This is a genomic window from Acinetobacter sp. GG23, from assembly GCF_057766365.1.
Genome location: NZ_JBYMDJ010000002.1, coordinates 388,496 through 405,239, shown reverse-complemented (window position 1 = coordinate 405,239; position 16,744 = coordinate 388,496). Strand labels below are relative to the sequence as shown.

14 protein-coding genes are annotated in these 16,744 nt (G+C 41.9%); 6 read left to right on the top strand and 8 right to left on the bottom strand.

Features of this window, described 5'->3' with window-relative positions; all coding sequences use genetic code 11:
• Positions 1-6: 6 nt before the first annotated feature.
• From AC3CAU_RS05010 to AC3CAU_RS04990, 5 genes are all read right to left on the bottom strand, one after another.
• Entirely contained in the window at positions 7-639 is a 633-nt protein-coding gene (locus tag AC3CAU_RS05010) for an MlaC/ttg2D family ABC transporter substrate-binding protein (protein ID WP_447053674.1), read from the bottom strand.
• A gap of 18 nt (positions 640-657) precedes the next feature.
• Positions 658-1,326, bottom strand: coding sequence for an outer membrane lipid asymmetry maintenance protein MlaD (gene mlaD / locus AC3CAU_RS05005; protein WP_447053675.1), 669 nt, complete (start codon positions 1,324-1,326; stop codon positions 658-660).
• Positions 1,323-2,102: a lipid asymmetry maintenance ABC transporter permease subunit MlaE gene (gene mlaE / locus AC3CAU_RS05000; protein ID WP_447053676.1), complete on the bottom strand. Its 780-nt coding sequence runs from the start codon at positions 2,100-2,102 to the stop codon at positions 1,323-1,325. The genes mlaD and mlaE overlap by 4 nt, the downstream gene beginning before the upstream one ends.
• Complete coding sequence (locus AC3CAU_RS04995; RefSeq protein WP_131217819.1) at positions 2,099-2,911, bottom strand: ABC transporter ATP-binding protein; 813 nt, start codon at positions 2,909-2,911, stop codon at positions 2,099-2,101. The genes mlaE and AC3CAU_RS04995 overlap by 4 nt, the downstream gene beginning before the upstream one ends.
• A 402-nt stretch (positions 2,912-3,313) precedes the next feature.
• Complete coding sequence (locus AC3CAU_RS04990; protein WP_447053677.1) at positions 3,314-5,239, bottom strand: DEAD/DEAH box helicase; 1,926 nt, start codon at positions 5,237-5,239, stop codon at positions 3,314-3,316.
• On the opposite strand from AC3CAU_RS04990, the gene AC3CAU_RS04985 reads away from it, so the two are divergent.
• Positions 5,232-5,417, top strand: coding sequence for a hypothetical protein (locus AC3CAU_RS04985; RefSeq protein ID WP_131217228.1), 186 nt, complete (start codon positions 5,232-5,234; stop codon positions 5,415-5,417). The genes AC3CAU_RS04990 and AC3CAU_RS04985 overlap by 8 nt on opposite strands.
• A gap of 370 nt (positions 5,418-5,787) precedes the next feature.
• Here AC3CAU_RS04985 and AC3CAU_RS04980 read toward each other — a convergent pair whose 3' ends face one another.
• On the bottom strand, positions 5,788-6,618 hold the full coding sequence (locus AC3CAU_RS04980) for an inositol monophosphatase family protein (RefSeq protein ID WP_131217230.1): 831 nt from the start codon (positions 6,616-6,618) through the stop codon (positions 5,788-5,790).
• Positions 6,619-6,730: 112 nt separating this feature from the next.
• Positions 6,731-8,641 (bottom strand): 1-deoxy-D-xylulose-5-phosphate synthase, encoded by a 1,911-nt coding sequence (gene dxs / locus AC3CAU_RS04975; protein ID WP_447053678.1) that lies wholly within the window; start codon positions 8,639-8,641, stop codon positions 6,731-6,733.
• 313 nt (positions 8,642-8,954) lie between these two features.
• Here dxs and ribA point away from each other — a divergent pair, with 313 nt between their 5' ends.
• The 4 genes from ribA (at position 8,955) to aroE (ending at position 12,074) form a co-directional block, all read left to right on the top strand.
• Entirely contained in the window at positions 8,955-9,557 is a 603-nt protein-coding gene (gene ribA, locus AC3CAU_RS04970; protein ID WP_131217234.1) for a GTP cyclohydrolase II, read from the top strand.
• Positions 9,558-9,688: 131 nt separating this feature from the next.
• Complete coding sequence (gene hemF, locus AC3CAU_RS04965; protein WP_447053679.1) at positions 9,689-10,630, top strand: oxygen-dependent coproporphyrinogen oxidase; 942 nt, start codon at positions 9,689-9,691, stop codon at positions 10,628-10,630.
• A 302-nt stretch (positions 10,631-10,932) separates the two neighbouring features.
• Positions 10,933-11,139, top strand: a complete 207-nt coding sequence (locus AC3CAU_RS04960; protein WP_131217239.1) for a hypothetical protein — start codon at positions 10,933-10,935, stop codon at positions 11,137-11,139.
• A 146-nt stretch (positions 11,140-11,285) separates the two neighbouring features.
• Positions 11,286-12,074 (top strand): shikimate dehydrogenase, encoded by a 789-nt coding sequence (aroE, locus tag AC3CAU_RS04955; RefSeq protein ID WP_447053680.1) that lies wholly within the window; start codon positions 11,286-11,288, stop codon positions 12,072-12,074.
• Between the two features lie 57 nt (positions 12,075-12,131).
• On the opposite strand, the gene AC3CAU_RS04950 is transcribed toward aroE, so the two are convergent.
• Complete coding sequence (locus tag AC3CAU_RS04950; protein WP_447053681.1) at positions 12,132-14,567, bottom strand: hypothetical protein; 2,436 nt, start codon at positions 14,565-14,567, stop codon at positions 12,132-12,134.
• 239 nt (positions 14,568-14,806) lie between these two features.
• Here AC3CAU_RS04950 and AC3CAU_RS04945 point away from each other — a divergent pair, with 239 nt between their 5' ends.
• A complete protein-coding gene (locus AC3CAU_RS04945; RefSeq protein WP_131217245.1) occupies positions 14,807-16,630 on the top strand; it encodes an acyl-CoA dehydrogenase C-terminal domain-containing protein in 1,824 nt (607 codons plus the stop codon).
• Positions 16,631-16,744: the final 114 nt, after the last annotated feature.

Here is a 16,744-nt window from a genome sequence, read left to right as displayed (position 1 = left end):
ACTCAATTATTTTTTATTAATCGCCGCATCTGCATCTGGCTGGAAGTTTGCAATCGCTTTATCCAAGCTGCCACCATTAAGTTTTACTGTCGATGCAAACTGATTGCGGAACTGTAAACCTAAATCAATGCCCGATACATTAATATTGCGAATTTTCCATTGATTGCCTTTATCTACCAATTGGAAAGATACAGGAATTTTTTCACCTTTATTATTAAAGTCCATAGTTACAACAGGGTTTTTACTGTTGGTCTCTTTGTATGGACGAAGGCTATACGATTGATTTGAGAACTTCGCAAATGCGCTACCGTAGTTTTCAATTAAAGTTTCACGGAAGTTACTTTCAAACTGAGCACGCTGGGCAGCAGTACTATATTGATTGGTCGCATACGTACCCATCACAATACGTGTAAAGGATTGTGAATCAATATAGGGATCAAGATTTTGACGTACAATCGCTTTCACTGCAGCTGGATTATTTTGCAATTTAGCATTATCCAATTTTAAGCGTGAAATCAGGCCATCTGCAACTTTTTTTACAAAAGCAGGTGGAGTTTCCGCTGGTGCTGCAAATGCAGTAGTCGCCATCATTGTTGATAAAATACTAGCCGTAAGTGCATGTTTAACTAAAGTATTCATTAAAACTTCCTCTCCAAATTATTCAACAAATGATGCTTCTGCACCGGTTGATTCACTCGATGTCTTTGCATCTGCCATTTTTTCTGATGATTTACCCGCACCACCAGTAATAAACTTACTAATTAGATCTTCAAGGTCCATGGTGCCTTGTGTATTGGCAATACTTTCTCCACGTTTTACGTAGTTCAAACCACCGCCCGGGACCACTTTCAAATATTTTTCACCCAATAAACCATTGGTTGCAACCATAATATAAGCATCTTCATCAATACTAGTGATGGAGTTCATGTTATCAACAAGTTGTTTTTCCATTTCTTTTTGTTGTGCAGGCATTGCTTCAGTATATTCTGTGCTATAGCGAAGTTCTTCTAAAGCATTGGCTTTAACCGTTTTAAGCTGCTCTTTATTGAATGAAGTCAGCTTACCATCGAGTTCAAAATGAACGGTAGCCAAACGCGATACCGGATCAAGGGTAATATCGGTGACACGACCAATCGTTACTCCACTCATCGTGACTTTTGCACGCGGTTTTAAACCATTCACATTGTCAAATTGCGCAGTCATCTCATAAGCATCACGTAAATTGGTGCCAGACAATCCACTTACTTTCATAGCTAAGAAAAATAACGCCCCACCGAAGATAATGACAAAAATACCGACGGTCAGCTCACTTGTACGTGATTTCATTGAACCCCTCCAAACATGACCGCAGTCAACACGAAATCAAAACCTAATACACACAATGACGAATAAACCACTGTACGGGTTGTGGATGTTGCAATTCCTTCAGATGTCGGCTCACAGGCATAGCCTTGATACACCGCAATCCAGGTACAAATCAGGGCAAAAACAATACTTTTGATAATACCATTGACTACATCATGTCCAAACTGAACTGCATTTTGCATACCACTCCAGTAAGAACCTTCATCAACACCTAAAAAATCGACCCCAACCATTTTACCACCCAAGATACCAATGGCTGCAAAAATCACAGTTAGCATGGGTAAACTGACAATACCTGCCCACAAACGTGGTGAAACAATACGTTTTAGCGGATCAACACCGATCATTTCCATACTGGAAAGTTGCTCCGTGGCTTTCATTAGGCCAATTTCAGCGGTCAGTGCCGAACCGGCGCGCCCTGCAAATAATAAGGCAGCGACTACAGGTGCAAGTTCACGTAATAAAGTCAGTGATACCATGGTTCCGAGCATGGCTTCAGAACCAACATTCACCAAAATTGAATAACCTTGCAAACCCAGCACCAAGCCAATAAACAGACCAGACACACCAATGATCAATAAGGACATGACCCCAATACGGTGCATTTGATAAATAAATAGCGTTACGCCCAGTCTGGTCGGCATAGAAAATAAAATTTGCAGTAACATCACTGTTGCCACACCGATACCACGTACACGTTCAATAACGCGTCTACCTAATAAGGCAATGGCATTCATGAACGCACCTCATCACTTAAATAAGCTTGATGGCTAAATTGATAATCGACTGGACCTTCTATTGAACCAGTGAGAAATTGACGAACAAAAGGTGAAGCATGTTCTCTGAGTTCAGCAGGCGTCCCCTCCCCCTGAATCTTGCCTTCAGCCACCACATAAATATAGTCAGCAATTGATAATGTCTCAGCCACATCATGCGAGACAATAATGGTGGTTAAATCCAGAGCTTCACGGAGCGAACGAATTAAACGGCTCAAAACGCCCATTACAATCGGATCCTGACCTGCAAATGGTTCATCATACATAATTAGTTCTGGATCAAGCGCAATGGCACGCGCCAATGCAACACGACGGTTCATCCCCCCCGAAAGCTCGGACGGCATCAGTTGCTCTGCACCGCGTAAACCCACCGACTCTAATTTTAATGCCACAATTTCAGCAATCAGGTGTTCAGGTAATTTGGTATGGGCACGAAGGGGAAATGCTACGTTTTCATAGGTAGTCATATCAGTGAACAGAGCCCCACTCTGGAAAAGCATGCCCATACGCGCCCGTGCAGCAAACAGGTCAGACCGTGTCATTGTCGCAATATCTTTTCCATCCAGGAGAACTTGTCCTTGATCTGGCACTAGCTGCCCGCCAATCAGACGAAGTAATGTGGTTTTACCTGTACCGGAAGGCCCCATGATGGCAGTGATTTGACCACGACGAATCGTTAAGCTGATATTGTCATAAATGATACGCTCCCCTCGTTTAAAGCTCAGATTTTTAATCTCAATCAGAGACCGAGAGGGTATTTGATTATTCATAGCTGAGCATTTTCCTACATTTTTTCAGCATGCATACTATAAAGGATTAAAGTTTAAAATGTTACTTTTAGATAAAAGGTAACCAATCCAGTGAACTTTCTAATGAATATAATTGTAATTCTATTTTTTATAAAAAACAGGTATAAAAACAGGACACTGCGTTACAGAAAAGAGTGATAGATAAAGTACACAATATTGCATAACAATAAGGTCAAACCCATATAAGGCATAATCACCTCTTGATTAAAATTCCAAATATAGTTGGCAGATTCATTGCTCATATTTAACGATTTTAAGACAAAACATGATTGAGTATACATTTTTATCCTAAAAGATCAAAGATTAATCCATAAAAAAACCGGTGTTTCCACCGGTTTTTTCTATCTAAATCTAACGATTAAATTAGTCGTTAAATTTACGACGTGGACGATCTTCACCACCAAAAGCTGGACGCTCACCACGTGGTTTATCATCAAAGCTACGACGTGGACGATCTTCGCCACCAAAAGTACGCTTAGGACGATCATCGCTGAATGAACGTTGTGGACGATCACCGAAACCGCCTTCACGACGTGGAGCTGGACGATCACCGAAATCACGCTTAGGACGATCAGCGCCCTCACGAGCTGGTTTGTAATCTACACGATTACCACGGTTGTCATCATTTGAACGTGGTTTGTCACCAAACGAACGTTGTGGACGATCACCGAAACCACCTTCACGACGTGGAGCTGGACGATCACCGAAATCACGCTTAGGACGGTCATCAAACGAACGTTGTGGACGATCACCAAAACCGCCTTCACGACGTGGAGCTGGACGATCACCGAAATCACGCTTAGGACGGTCGTCAAAAGAACGTTGTGGACGATCGCCGAAGTCACGCTTAGGACGGTCATCAAACGAACGTTGTGGACGATCACCAAAACCGCCTTCACGACGTGGAGCTGGACGATCACCGAAATCACGCTTAGGACGATCATCGCCATAAGAAGGACGTTCGCCACGTGGCTTGTCATCGAAACTACGTTGTGGACGATCACCGCCACGACCGCCGCCGAAACTACGACCACCGCCATCACGACCACGACCACCGCCAAAACCGCCACGACCGCCATCACGACCACGACCGCCGCCATCACGAGCACCGCGTGCAGGAGGTGGAGATGGCTCAAGACCTTCAATTTCAGACACGTTTAAACGTGCATCCAAAAAGTCTTCAAGCGCACGGATTTTACCGCGTTCACGGTAAGTCGCTAAAGTAATTGCATTACCTGTACGACCAGCACGACCTGTACGACCGATACGGTGTACATAGTCTTCATTTTTCATCGGTAAACCGAAGTTGATTACGTGTGAAATTGTTGGTACATCAAGACCACGAGCCGCTACGTCTGTAGCAACTAGGATTTTTGCACGACCTTCACGGATGCTGCGTAAACGACGGTTACGAACAGTCTGTGGCATAGCACCATGAAGTGCGACAACTGATAGACCTGCTTCAGCAAGCTCTTCAGCCAACATGTCTGTATCTTCTTGAGTGCTTGCAAACACAACTGCTTGATCTACTGATTCATCAGATAACCAGTGAGTAAGCAATTTTTTCTTGTGTTCAAAACCATCAGTCCAATGCAATGTTTGAGTGATGTCAGTATTTGTAGAGTGACCTGTTTCGATCGCAATACGCATAGGATTATTCATCATGCGTTCAGCAAGCGTAATAATACGCGGTGCAAACGTTGCAGAGAACATCAAGGTTTGTTTACGGTTAGCCGCTAAATCGCCAATCGCTTCTAGGTCTTCAGAGAAACCTAAGTCAAGCATACGGTCAGCTTCGTCGACGATTAGTGCATCAACCATGTCAAGTTTAATTTGACGACGGTTTACAAGATCAAGTAAACGACCTGGAGTCGCAACAACAACTTGTGCACCTTTTAATTGTTGGATTTGTTTACCAAAAGGCATACCGCCCATAATCGCAGCAACACGCACACCTTTCATATGACGTACAAACGCGATTGCGTCTTGACATACTTGTTGTGCTAATTCACGTGTTGGTGAAATTACCAGAATATTCGGTTGAGTAACCGCTTTCATGCGGTCTTTAAACGGTACTAAAGTATCTTGGTTCGCTAGCGCATTTAGGGTAGGAAGCAAGAATGCAGCAGTTTTACCAGAACCTGTTTGGCTTGATACAAGAAGGTCTTTACCTTCAAGTGCAGCTGGAATCGCTTGTTCTTGTACAGGAGTTGGCGTAGTAAAGCCTAAACCTTCGATCGCTTGTGTTAAAGTCTCATCGAGGGAAAAATCAGCAAAAGTTTTGCTCATAGAGAGTGTTCACCCTGAAGTGGGTGCTCCATTAAATAAATTACAATATGGACATCGGCAAAAAGCGGCACAGCAAATAGAGCTGAAAAATTTAGGATTCAGCAGCGATCCGAATAACGTCGATGTGGATATAACGCACGTATATGATTACGGCCGCAAACCTGAAGGAATCGCTTAAGCGATTGGGGCGCGAAGGATATGTCCTCTCTATGGACAGAACGCGCATACAATGATTAGAAGATAATGTTCAGGTAAAGAACGGAAATTTAAGTGCGTGGCAGCATAATAACAGAATCATTTTAAAAAGTAATCATTTTTTTCGATTAAATTATGCATAGATACTGTTTTTTTCAGTAACAGTCTATTTTACCACTCAATTTTGCTTATTTTTCAAGCAAAATCTTCTAATCGGCTATACCATTTTCTAACTTAATCACTTTAAAAGTATTTAAAATGAACATTAAAGATAGAAATAAACTTTGACCAGCAATAAAAAAGCCCTCACTTGGAGAGCTTTTTCTTTGTCATATCACTCGATTCAAGCAGTCTTACTTTGCAGCTTCGCCCCAAGCTGGAACAACAGCTTGCATTAGAGGTTTAAGCATTTTCATAGAGCAAGCAATGACTTGACCATTATCCATAGAATCGGCACCACCACGTGCATCCACTACAGTACCACCCGCTTCTTTTACCAGTAACTCGCCTGCAGCGATATCCCAAGGTTTCAAACCAAGTTCGAAGTAACCATCAAGACGACCAGCAGCAACATAAGCCAAGTCTAAGGCAGCAGAACCTGAACGACGGAATTGTGCGCCGCCTTCAGTCACGTTTAATAATGAATCAAAATGGTTTTTCGCATAAGAAACCACTTCACCGTTACGTTTATTACGGTAAGCATGGCCTACAGCCAAGAAGGTATTTTCCAGGCTGTCTTTAATATTTACGCGAATACGACGTTGGTTCATCATGGCACCGCGACCACGACTTGCAGAGAAAAGCTCATCTTTCACAGGGTCATAAATAACACCGTGTTGAGTTACGCCTTTATGTTGAACTGCAATTGAGATACAGAAATGCGGAAAACCGTTAATGAAGTTTAAAGTACCATCCAAAGGATCGATCACCCAACACCAATCGGCGTCGTGACCTTTACCTTCTTGCATACCAAACTCTTCACCAAGGAAGCTGTGGTTTTTATAGCTTTTACGTAGAGTATCGATAGTCAACTGTTCCAAGTAACGGTCTACACGCGTTACCGGGCCATCAATCCCTTTTTCTTCGACTTGTAGATCGAGTTTATGACGATTTTGATGCGCTTTTAAAAGCTCTTGACCAACTAATTGAGCCGCACGCGCAGCCATAACCACCATAGGTTCCATTGAACACCCACTACAAATTTGAAGATACTGATAAAGAATAATGCATAAAAGCCCGCATATTTTAGCAAATATGCGGGCTTTTAGGGAAAAAATGTTGCTAAAATTTAATGAATCAAGATGAAACGGTTTGTACAAGCTTTAGCCAAGCTAATTCAATTGATTTTTCAATACCTTTTGCATCAAGCCCAGCCTGTTGCAACATTTGTGCATGTGAAGCCTGGTGCATGAAAATATCAGGTAAACCTAGATTCAAAGTCGGTTTAACAATTTGGGCTTGTGCCAGATATTCATTGACCGCACTCCCCGCGCCTGCCATCACTGCATGTTCTTCAACAGTGACGAATAAACTGGTTGTGCTGGCAAGTGCTGTAATCATCTGTTCATCTAAAGGTTTAACAAAACGCATATTCACTACGCGCACACCCACCTCATGCAATTGTGTCAATGATTGGGCTGCTTCAATTGCCGCAGTTACACGACTACCAAAAGCTAGAATACTAATCTGTTCATCTTGCTGTTCATTAAAACTGGCCACAATTTCCGCTTTACCAATTTCCAGAGCAGTCAATTGTTGTTGAATTTCTACACCGATGCCATTGCCACGCGGATAACGAATTGCAGCAGGACCATTATATAAATAGCCCGTATGCAACATCTGGCGACATTCATTTTCATCTTTAGGTGCCATGATCACCATATTCGGTACGGTACGCATAAAGGCATAATCGTAAGCACCGGCATGGGTTGGACCATCTTCACCGACCAAACCGGCACGATCGATCCCAAAGGTCACATCTAAATTTTGTAAAGCGACATCATGCACCAGCTGATCATAACCTCGTTGCAGAAAGGTCGAGTAAATCGCCACTACAGGTTTTAAACCTTCACATGCCATACCGGCAGCCAAGGTGACTGCATGCTGTTCAGCAATTGCAACATCAAAAAAGCGCTCAGGAAACTGTTTAGCAAACTGTACCATGCCTGAACCTTCACACATCGCAGGTGTAATCGCCAGCAAACGTTCGTCTTGTGCAGCTTCATCGCACAGCCATTGTCCAAAAACATCGGAATATTTTGGTGCTGTATTGCTTGAAGAGGCCGTATTTAATTTACTGATGGCATGGTATTTAATCTGATCGGCTTCAGCAGGAACAAAGCCTTTACCTTTTTTGGTATAGACATGAATTAAACGCGGACCTTTACGTTTTTTTACTGCATCGAAGACTTGTACCAGTTGCTTGACATCATGACCGTCAAAAGGACCGAAGTAGTCAAATCCAATCGCTTTAAATAAGTTATCCGCTGCATCCGTAGCTGCACTGTGTAAACGTGAGTTATATAGCCATTCAGGATGCGGCTGGAGAAAAGCCTCGCCTGTTTCTGAAATATTAACCGATTGACCACTTTGCCAGATTGCCGCCAGATGCTTAGCAAAACCACCGGTACTGCATGAAATCGACATATCGTTGTCATTCAGCACCACGATTAAATCAGCATTATGGGCCACTGCATCATTCATGGCTTCAAAAGCCATACCCGCAGTCATCGCGCCATCCCCAATAATGGAGACTACTTCACACGGGTCTTTTTGGTATCGACGTGCCAACGTCATACCCAGTCCAGCAGAAATTGCTGTTGAGGAATGCCCCACTCCAAAGGTATCAAATACCGATTCTTCACGGGTAGGAAAAGCCGCTAAACCGTCTTTAGCACGAATAGTGCTAAGTTGTTCACGGCGACCGGTTAAGGCTTTATGTGGATAGGCCTGATGACCGACATCCCAAATTAAACGGTCATGCGGGGTATTGAAACAATAGTGCAAAGCCACCGTCAGTTCGATCACGCCCAGATTGGCACCAAAATGCCCCCCGCTTTGTCCTGCTGCATACAAAATGTACTGACGCAACTCATCCGCCACTTTTTCTAATTGGCTGCGCTCGAGCAATCTTAATTGTTGCGGATGGTCAATCGTATCTAGCAACGGTGTTACAGGGCGATGAGTCGGTATTTCTGTATACAACATAAATGGCAAAGCCTTCTAAAGCCTGGCAAATCCTAAGCTAGGTAAATGGGTTATTCGAGCCTATACAATGGTCGAATTGTATCACCTTTAAATCAGCCACATTTCTAGCGATGCAGTTTAGAGGCAAATCTCTACACTGGGTGTTTGTTCATGAGCGAGATTATCCTGAATAATCTTACTATTTATCAACCATTATCGTTCGCTTTATACAAAAAAGAAAATCTTCTGCATAATTTCAGCGTAGCAATTCTACCAATGTCCAAGCATTACGCTATACTTTAGCCAATTAATGAACTATTTGACGGGTTAAGCAGTGCCTATAGAGTTTGTCGCAACTTCAAGATTACCAACCACTTTTGGTGAATTTAAAATCACGGTATTTCAAGATCCTCAAACCGGTGAAGAACATGTCGCAATTTCTAAAGGACTCGATACTGCACCGACTGATCCGGTTCTGGTTCGTATTCACTCTGAATGTTTAACGGGTGACGCCTTTGCTTCACTGAAATGTGATTGTGGGCCCCAACTCCAGGCAACACTCAAGTTAATAAATGAAGTGGGTCAAGGCGTGGTTTTATACTTGCGCCAAGAAGGTCGCGGTATTGGACTGACCAACAAAATTCGCGCCTATGCCCTGCAAGATCAGGGGCATGATACCGTCGATGCCAATCTTATGTTGAATTTGCCAGCCGATGCGCGACGTTATGACATGTGTACAATTATGCTGGATCATTTAAAGGTTAAACAGGTCAAACTGGTGACCAACAATCCTTCAAAAATTGCCGCATTAGAAGAACTGGGTATTGATGTGGTTGATCGTGTTCCCCTTACGGTTGGCTTAAATCCCTTCAACGCAGAATATCTAAAAACCAAACATGAACGTATGGCACACATGTATAAAAAAGGTGACTTCTAATTCACTTTACAAAGCTTTATAAATCATAGTATTCAGGGATTTTTTACAAGATGTTAAAAAATCCCTTACTTTTTTTATGACTTTGTGTTTTGATGTATTCAGTCCTTAAAATCAGGCAATAGAGGTCATCTATGCAGCACCCAACTTCAGCTGATATTCAACGCGTTCGCGAATTTCTCCTCGATTTACAGGCACGTATTTGTGCAGGTTTAGAACAACGAGAATTAGAGAGTGGCGGCACTGCTCATTTTGAAATTGATGATTGGGAGCGCCCGGAAGGTGGCGGGGGTCGTTCACGTGTTTTGCAAAATGGTACCGTGATTGAAAAAGGCGGTGTGATGTTTTCTCACATCAATATTTCAAACTTACCGGCTTCAGCAACTGAACGTCATCCACAAATTGCCGGTGCCAAAGCTCAGGCCATGGGTGTGTCTTTGGTGATTCATCCCAAAAACCCGCATGTTCCGACTTCACATGCCAACGTGCGTTTGTTTGTGGCAGAGCCTGAAGGACAAGATCCAGTATGGTGGTTCGGTGGCGGTTTTGACTTAACCCCCTTTTATCCAGATGATCAAGACGTATTGGCGTGGCACCAAAAAGCGCATGATCTTTGCGCGCCATTTGGTGACACGGTTTATCCGGAACACAAACAGTGGTGTGATGATTATTTCTATTTGAAACACCGTGATGAACAGCGTGGCGTGGGTGGAATATTCTTTGATGATTTAAATCAGTGGGATTTCGAAACCTGCTTTAAATACATTCAAGCTGTCGGCAATGGTTATTTAGAAGCGATCTTGCCGATTTTCCAGCGCCATCAAAATCAACCGTATACCAAAGCGCAACGCGATTTCCAACTGTACCGTCATGGCCGTTATGTGGAATATAATCTGGTTTATGACCGCGGCACTTTATTTGGTCTGCAAACCGGTGGTCGGATTGAATCAATTTTAGTCAGTATGCCGCCGCTTGCCGCGTGGTCATATCGTCCGGAATGGGATGAAGATTCTGCTGAAAAACGCTTAACTGACTATTATTTAAAACCACAGGACTGGTTAACTGAACTTCAATAATTTAAATATATTTAAAAACTTTCATCCCTTTTTCTATTTTGGATAAAGGGACTTTTTTATATTCATAATTTTCTTCGAAGCTAAAATTAAAAATTTAGAATAATAAAACCTTTTTAAATCAATATTTTTGTGTCATAAAAGATTCATCATATTTTATTCATAATAATTCTACTGACATATTTCCTTACAGCACTAGACTCTGTAGATTTTATAAAATCGTTTAGACTAAGAAATTAAATTTACTATTCACACATATTGAAAAGCATATATCAATTAAAAAATCGTGCTTTCGGGAGCAGATAATGTTAGATAAAATTTTAAATCATAAGGTAATGCTATTTTGGTCGATTTTCACCCTTATTCTCTGTTCTATTGCCATTACCTTATCCTCAGATAATACGCTTTCTGATAGCTTATCCATTACATTCAGTGTATTTGCGGGATTTGCCTTATTCTTTACCGCAGCAATGTGGCTAGAAGACATGGTTCACGAAATCTGTAATCCTTGATATTATTTTAATACACTTTAATTTTTTCCGCTTATACCCTTACTCTTTATAGATGCTTTACTTTTGATTTTGTTTCTTTTCCCGACTTTAGCTAGGGTTGAAAATCACGTATATTGAATGCCATTTCCGCACATGGGCCTTGTGAAATGAGCAAACAATTCGCGGTGGTTGGTCATCCAATCGAACAGTCACGTTCACCAGAACTTCATCATGCTTTTGCTAAACAAACCGGAATTGACCTGCAATATAGCAAACGTCTTGCCCCTCTAGATGGTTTTGAAGCCAATATCAAAGAATTCTTTGCCGAGGGCGGTATGGGCATGAATGTGACGGTGCCTTTTAAGGAACAAGCATTTGCACAATGCCAAGTGCTGACAGAACGGGCCAAAATTGCCAAAGCGGTGAATACGCTTTGGATGCAAGATGGCAAGCTGTATGGTGACAACACTGATGGTCAGGGCTTGGTCGATGCGATTAAAGCCTTGGATTGGAATCTGGAAAATACTGACCTTTTAATTATTGGTGCAGGTGGCGCAACACGCGGTGTAGTCTACCCTTTGGTTCAGGCAGGTGTAAAAAAAATCGTGATTGCCAATCGTACCCTTGCCCGTGCCGAACAGCTGGTTGCCGATTTAAAGGTGGCGGTTCCCCAAGCCACACTTGCTGCGATTTCTTTAGATGATTTAGCAGGTAATTTTGATCTTGTGATTAATGCCACTTCTGCCAGCCTAAGTGGTGATGCTCTGGTTTTACCTGAATCCTTGCAGTTTAAATATGCCTATGAAATGGCCTATGGCAAACCATCGAGCTTTTTAGATCAGGCCAAAGCCCGAGGTATTCCGACTTCTGAAGGCTACGGCATGCTGGTGGGTCAAGCGATTGAGTCTTTTTCGATTTGGAATGGAGTTAAACCCGCGCTAAAAGATTTTCTTTAAATCTGTTCTTTAAATATGTCCCAAAAAAAGAACCTCATCTGAGGTTCTTTTTAATACTTATTTTTTAGGGTGTAATTTTTCCTTTAACAGTGTATAGCTTTTTTGATACAGCTCTAAATCAATATAGCTGTCTTGTTCTAAAGTCAGTTTTTCTATCGACTTTAAAGACAGACGATTTTGGGTTGAATCCACGTAGGCTTGTGCCAAAATATCTGCAACGGCTTTCAAGTGTTGTGGCTGATCTACATCGTATTCTTGTTTAAAGTTCTGTATATAGTGCTGAGCAAAAATAGCTTTGGGTTGTTTATATTGTTTAACCAGTTGCTGCCATGCCTGATCCTCAGCATCCTTTGCAACCACAGCGCTGACAATTTGATACACCGCTTTGCCTAACTCATGATTAAACTGCTGATCCAGTTCTAAATCATGTTTTTTCTGCAATGCTTGAATCTGTTTCAGCGCTTGACCTGTAGGGTTATAAACGTGTTCATTGGCAAACCAATAGGCATAGACCTGTGCAATTTCTTGCAGGCTTTGTGCATTGTAGTTTTTAAGCAAATCACGATTTTGGGCTGCCATTTGCATTCCCCACAATGCCTGATAAGTCTGTGTATAAGAATGGGTTTGCTGATACGTTTTTTCTGCCAATTGCTTGAGTTGTTCATTAAAACTCAGCTTATTTTTCACGGTTGTCGCTATATCCGTTTCAGTTTCTTTTCCCTCTGCTGCAGTAGAAAAACCACGAACCATATTTTCAATTACCGACCCTTTAGAGATTTCTGCTAAAGACTTGGCTTGACGTAATTGAGTACGGTCAATTGTGCTGGCCTGACCATAATTCTGAATATTAAAATCGGCCTGAATATTGACTGTGCCATATTTTTTACTGGCGATTTGTATATCATAATCTACCCGCGTAGCGCGCCCTTGATCATCCAGTCCGACATCCATAACCAGTGGTATCTGCTGTGCACTGGCTTTCAGTACTTGCTGAATTTCAGCTTGATGCTTCGCCCATAAGCCTGAAAATGTTTTGACATCCATCAATTGATCTGACGCATATTGTTCAAAAATAGGACTCAAGCTGCTTAGTGCATCGATCAATTTTGGCTGATCGACTTCTTTGTCTTTGCTGGCAAAAGCATTTAAATCATATTTATGCTGACAGAAGGTTAAAGCGCCCATCGTGGCACGCTGTGGCTGGCTGATCAATTCTTGACACTGTTGCTGATTTAAATATTCATCCGCGTCTTGATCTGTGGTTTGCACTGCATCCGCTACGTTCCTATCTTCGCGTTGCTCTGTTACAACCGTATCCGCTGCCGCAGCCGTTTCAGCACAGTGCTCAGACCCACCCTCTGTCGAACACTGTGATTGCGCGGCTTGAGCTGGCTCTGCTGTATCACCTTGCCCTAAAGCACTAAAATGCGTATCGATTAATTGGCTTAACTGCAAACTTGATTCAGTTGCTTCATCTTTAGCAGGACTCAGTACATCGTTGGCATCCCCTGCTAAAGCGACAGCTTTATACTGAGTCTGGGTCGAATCCTGTACTGCTACAGTTGTCACTGCTTGCTCCGCAGCTGCATCTGTCGCCTTAATTCCAACCACTGAATTCAGAAAATAAGGGCGGTTGACTTGTTCATATAAAGCCATTTGCAGCTGGAGTCTTTCCAAGGTGGTGCTTAAACGAATCTTCTCCACCACCGCCAAATTTTTATCTTGGGCATTCAACGGCAAAGCTTGAATCCCTTTCGGTTCAGCCAATACATAAGACAGTGCATTCACTTGCTTTAAATAATTTGCCAATTTTTTAAAATCAACACGATTGACTTCATTTTTATATTTCGAAAAATCAATATAGGCAAAACTTGCCTGACTATCTTTATTGACTAAATAAGGCATGAGTGAAAAATAATTGATATAGAATTTATAATCATTAAAATCAACCACCATCGGGACTTTGGCATGCACCAAAAGCGTTGGTTTTTCATATTTCGCCTCTAAATTTAAAGAGGCTAGTTTTTGCCGATAATGCACTGAACCAGTGTAACTAAACTGAATATTACTTAATAAGTTCAAAGCAAACTGATCAAAGTTACTACCATATCCCTCTTTTGCAGCAGACCGATCGGTATATGGAAGCTGTTCTTTTGCCAAGGCAGTATATAAATGCTGCTTTTCCTGATGACTTAAACCTACCTTTTGAACATTAAGATATTGTTCAATTTGACGCTGTAATATAGGATCTAATTGTGGCGCAACTGCCTGTTGAGTCACTTTCGAGGTTTTTGTCGTATTTGAAGCTGAATTTGCCCGAAAATTCAATTTTCCTTGATAATCATAGCCCGACGTTTCAAACATGGTATTTAAACCTGTAACGGCTTTTTGCTCTAAGCTCTGTCCAGTATTAGCATTGGATTTAATGACATGTTGTGAACAAGCACTTAGGCTTAAGGCCATTAAGCATAAAGTTAAATATCTTATTTGCATGATTTCTTTTTAAATACCTTATGTTATTTATACTTAAATACTGATCAATGTAAATTTTTGATCAAAATCAAAGTTTATACTTTAACAAAAAAAGATTTTCTAAGCCGTTTAATTCTCATTGTTATTCGCTTTTCTGACATTTTTCTAAGGCTCCACCATCAATGTATTTTGATGAACAATGTGAATAATCAAACTATCGATTCGTAATCCAAAACTATTTCTAAATTAGGATTAACACTATGCCAGCTTATAAAGCTCCTTTACACGACATTCGCTTTTTAATGAATGAAGTTTTTAATTACCCAGAACATTATAAAACTTTATCTAATGGCGAATTGGCCGACGCTGACACTGTAGATATGATTCTTGAAGGTGCAGCAGATTTTTGTGAAAACGTCCTTTCTCCTTTAAACCAGTCGGGTGATGAAGAAGGTTGTCATTTTGAAAATGGCGAAGTTAAAACCCCAAAAGGCTTTAAAGAAGCCTATGACCAATTTGTACAAGGTGGCTGGCAAGGTCTGTCTTATCCTGAAGAGTTTGGTGGTCAAGGCTTGCCGATGTCGCTTAACCTGATCAAATCTGAAATGATGGGGACAGCCAACTGGTCATTCACCATGTATCCAGGTTTGAGCATGGGCTGTATGAATACCATCATGCAATTTGGTACTGAAGAACAAAAAAATACCTACATGCCGCATTTAACTGCGGGAACCTGGTCGGGCACCATGTGTTTGACTGAACCACAATGTGGTACAGACTTAGGTCAAGTCAAAACCAAAGCTGAACCACAAGCAGATGGCACCTATAAAATTACCGGGACAAAAATCTTCATCTCTGCAGGTGAACATGACCTGACTGAAAATATTGTCCATATTGTGCTTGCTCGCCTTCCAGATGCACCTGCAGGTACGCGCGGTATTTCGCTGTTTATCGTGCCTAAATTTACCCCGAATGCTGATGGTGGAGTGGGTGAACGTAACCCTGTGACTTGTGGCTCAATTGAACACAAAATGGGGATCCGTGCTTCTGCAACTGCTGTTTTAAATTTTGATGCTGCGACAGGTTACCTGATTGGTGAACCACACAAAGGTTTGCATGCCATGTTTACCTTTATGAACACTGCACGTATCGGTACAGCAGTTCAAGGTATTGCACATGCAGAATTGTCATTTCAGGGTGCATTACCGTATGCCAAAGAGCGTATGTCTATGCGTGCGCTATCAGGCAAGAAAGACCCTGACCAAGTGGCTGATGCAATCATTCACCATGCTGACGTGCGTCGTATGTTGCTGACGCAAAAAGCCATTGCTGAAGGTGGTCGTGCCATGATTTATCATGCTGCACAGCTTGCTGACAAAATGACGGATGCGCTGACTCAAGGCGACCAAGCAAAGTTTGAGGAATATGATGACAAACTGGGCTTCTACACTCCAATCTTGAAAGGTTTCTTGACTGAACTCGGTCTTGAAGCAGCGAACCACGGTATGCAAGTGTTCGGTGGTCATGGTTATATTAAAGAACATGGCATGGAACAAATTGTCCGTGATGCGCGTATCGCTACCCTGTATGAAGGTACAACCGGTGTTCAGGCGCTCGACTTGATTGGTCGTAAAGTTCTGCTTTCTTCTAAAGGCAAAGTGGTTCGTGACTATACGGCTGAAATTTTACGTTTCTGTGGTCGTCATGCACGTAACAAATACATGCGCCGTTTTGCATGGGACTTAACCAAGATTTGTGCACAATGGAACGCTTTAACTGTACGCATTATGCTTGCAGCACGTAAAGACCGTGATATCGTCTCTTCAGCATCTACAGATTTCTTGATGTTTTCGGGTTATGCGATGATGGCATATTACTGGGCTCAACAAGCTGCAGTTGCTTCTGAGAAATTGGAAGCGGGTAACGGCACAGAAACGCCTGAATTCTATAAAGCAAAAATCAAAGTGGCCGATTTCTACTTTGAGCGTTTATTACCTCGTACCCAAGGTCATGCCGAAGCCATGGTGAATCCATCGAAAACCATGATTTCTTTAGCACCTGAACACTTCAGCTTTGACTACTAAGTTGTAAAGTCTGAATTAAAAAAAGAGCACTTCGGTGCTCTTTTTTATACGCTACAATAATCTCAATGCAAGCTCAATTTTCAAAGGCATAGAATAATAAAAAATCAATCCGCT

Excerpts from the sequence above, each read along its gene's own strand:
- AC3CAU_RS05010 (WP_447053674.1), bottom strand. The coding sequence starts at position 639 with ATGAATACTTTAGTTAAACATGCACTTACGGCTAGTATTTTATCAACA.
- mlaD (WP_447053675.1), bottom strand. The coding sequence starts at position 1,326 with ATGAAATCACGTACAAGTGAGCTGACCGTCGGTATTTTTGTCATTATC.
- mlaE (WP_447053676.1), bottom strand. The coding sequence starts at position 2,102 with ATGAATGCCATTGCCTTATTAGGTAGACGCGTTATTGAACGTGTACGT.
- AC3CAU_RS04995 (WP_131217819.1), bottom strand. The coding sequence starts at position 2,911 with ATGAATAATCAAATACCCTCTCGGTCTCTGATTGAGATTAAAAATCTG.
- AC3CAU_RS04990 (WP_447053677.1), bottom strand. The coding sequence starts at position 5,239 with ATGAGCAAAACTTTTGCTGATTTTTCCCTCGATGAGACTTTAACACAA.
- AC3CAU_RS04980 (WP_131217230.1), bottom strand. The coding sequence starts at position 6,618 with ATGGAACCTATGGTGGTTATGGCTGCGCGTGCGGCTCAATTAGTTGGT.
- dxs (WP_447053678.1), bottom strand. The coding sequence starts at position 8,641 with ATGTTGTATACAGAAATACCGACTCATCGCCCTGTAACACCGTTGCTA.
- hemF (WP_447053679.1), top strand. The coding sequence starts at position 9,689 with ATGCAGCACCCAACTTCAGCTGATATTCAACGCGTTCGCGAATTTCTC.
- AC3CAU_RS04960 (WP_131217239.1), top strand. The coding sequence starts at position 10,933 with ATGTTAGATAAAATTTTAAATCATAAGGTAATGCTATTTTGGTCGATT.
- aroE (WP_447053680.1), top strand. The coding sequence starts at position 11,286 with ATGAGCAAACAATTCGCGGTGGTTGGTCATCCAATCGAACAGTCACGT.
- AC3CAU_RS04950 (WP_447053681.1), bottom strand. The coding sequence starts at position 14,567 with ATGCAAATAAGATATTTAACTTTATGCTTAATGGCCTTAAGCCTAAGT.
- AC3CAU_RS04945 (WP_131217245.1), top strand. The coding sequence starts at position 14,807 with ATGCCAGCTTATAAAGCTCCTTTACACGACATTCGCTTTTTAATGAAT.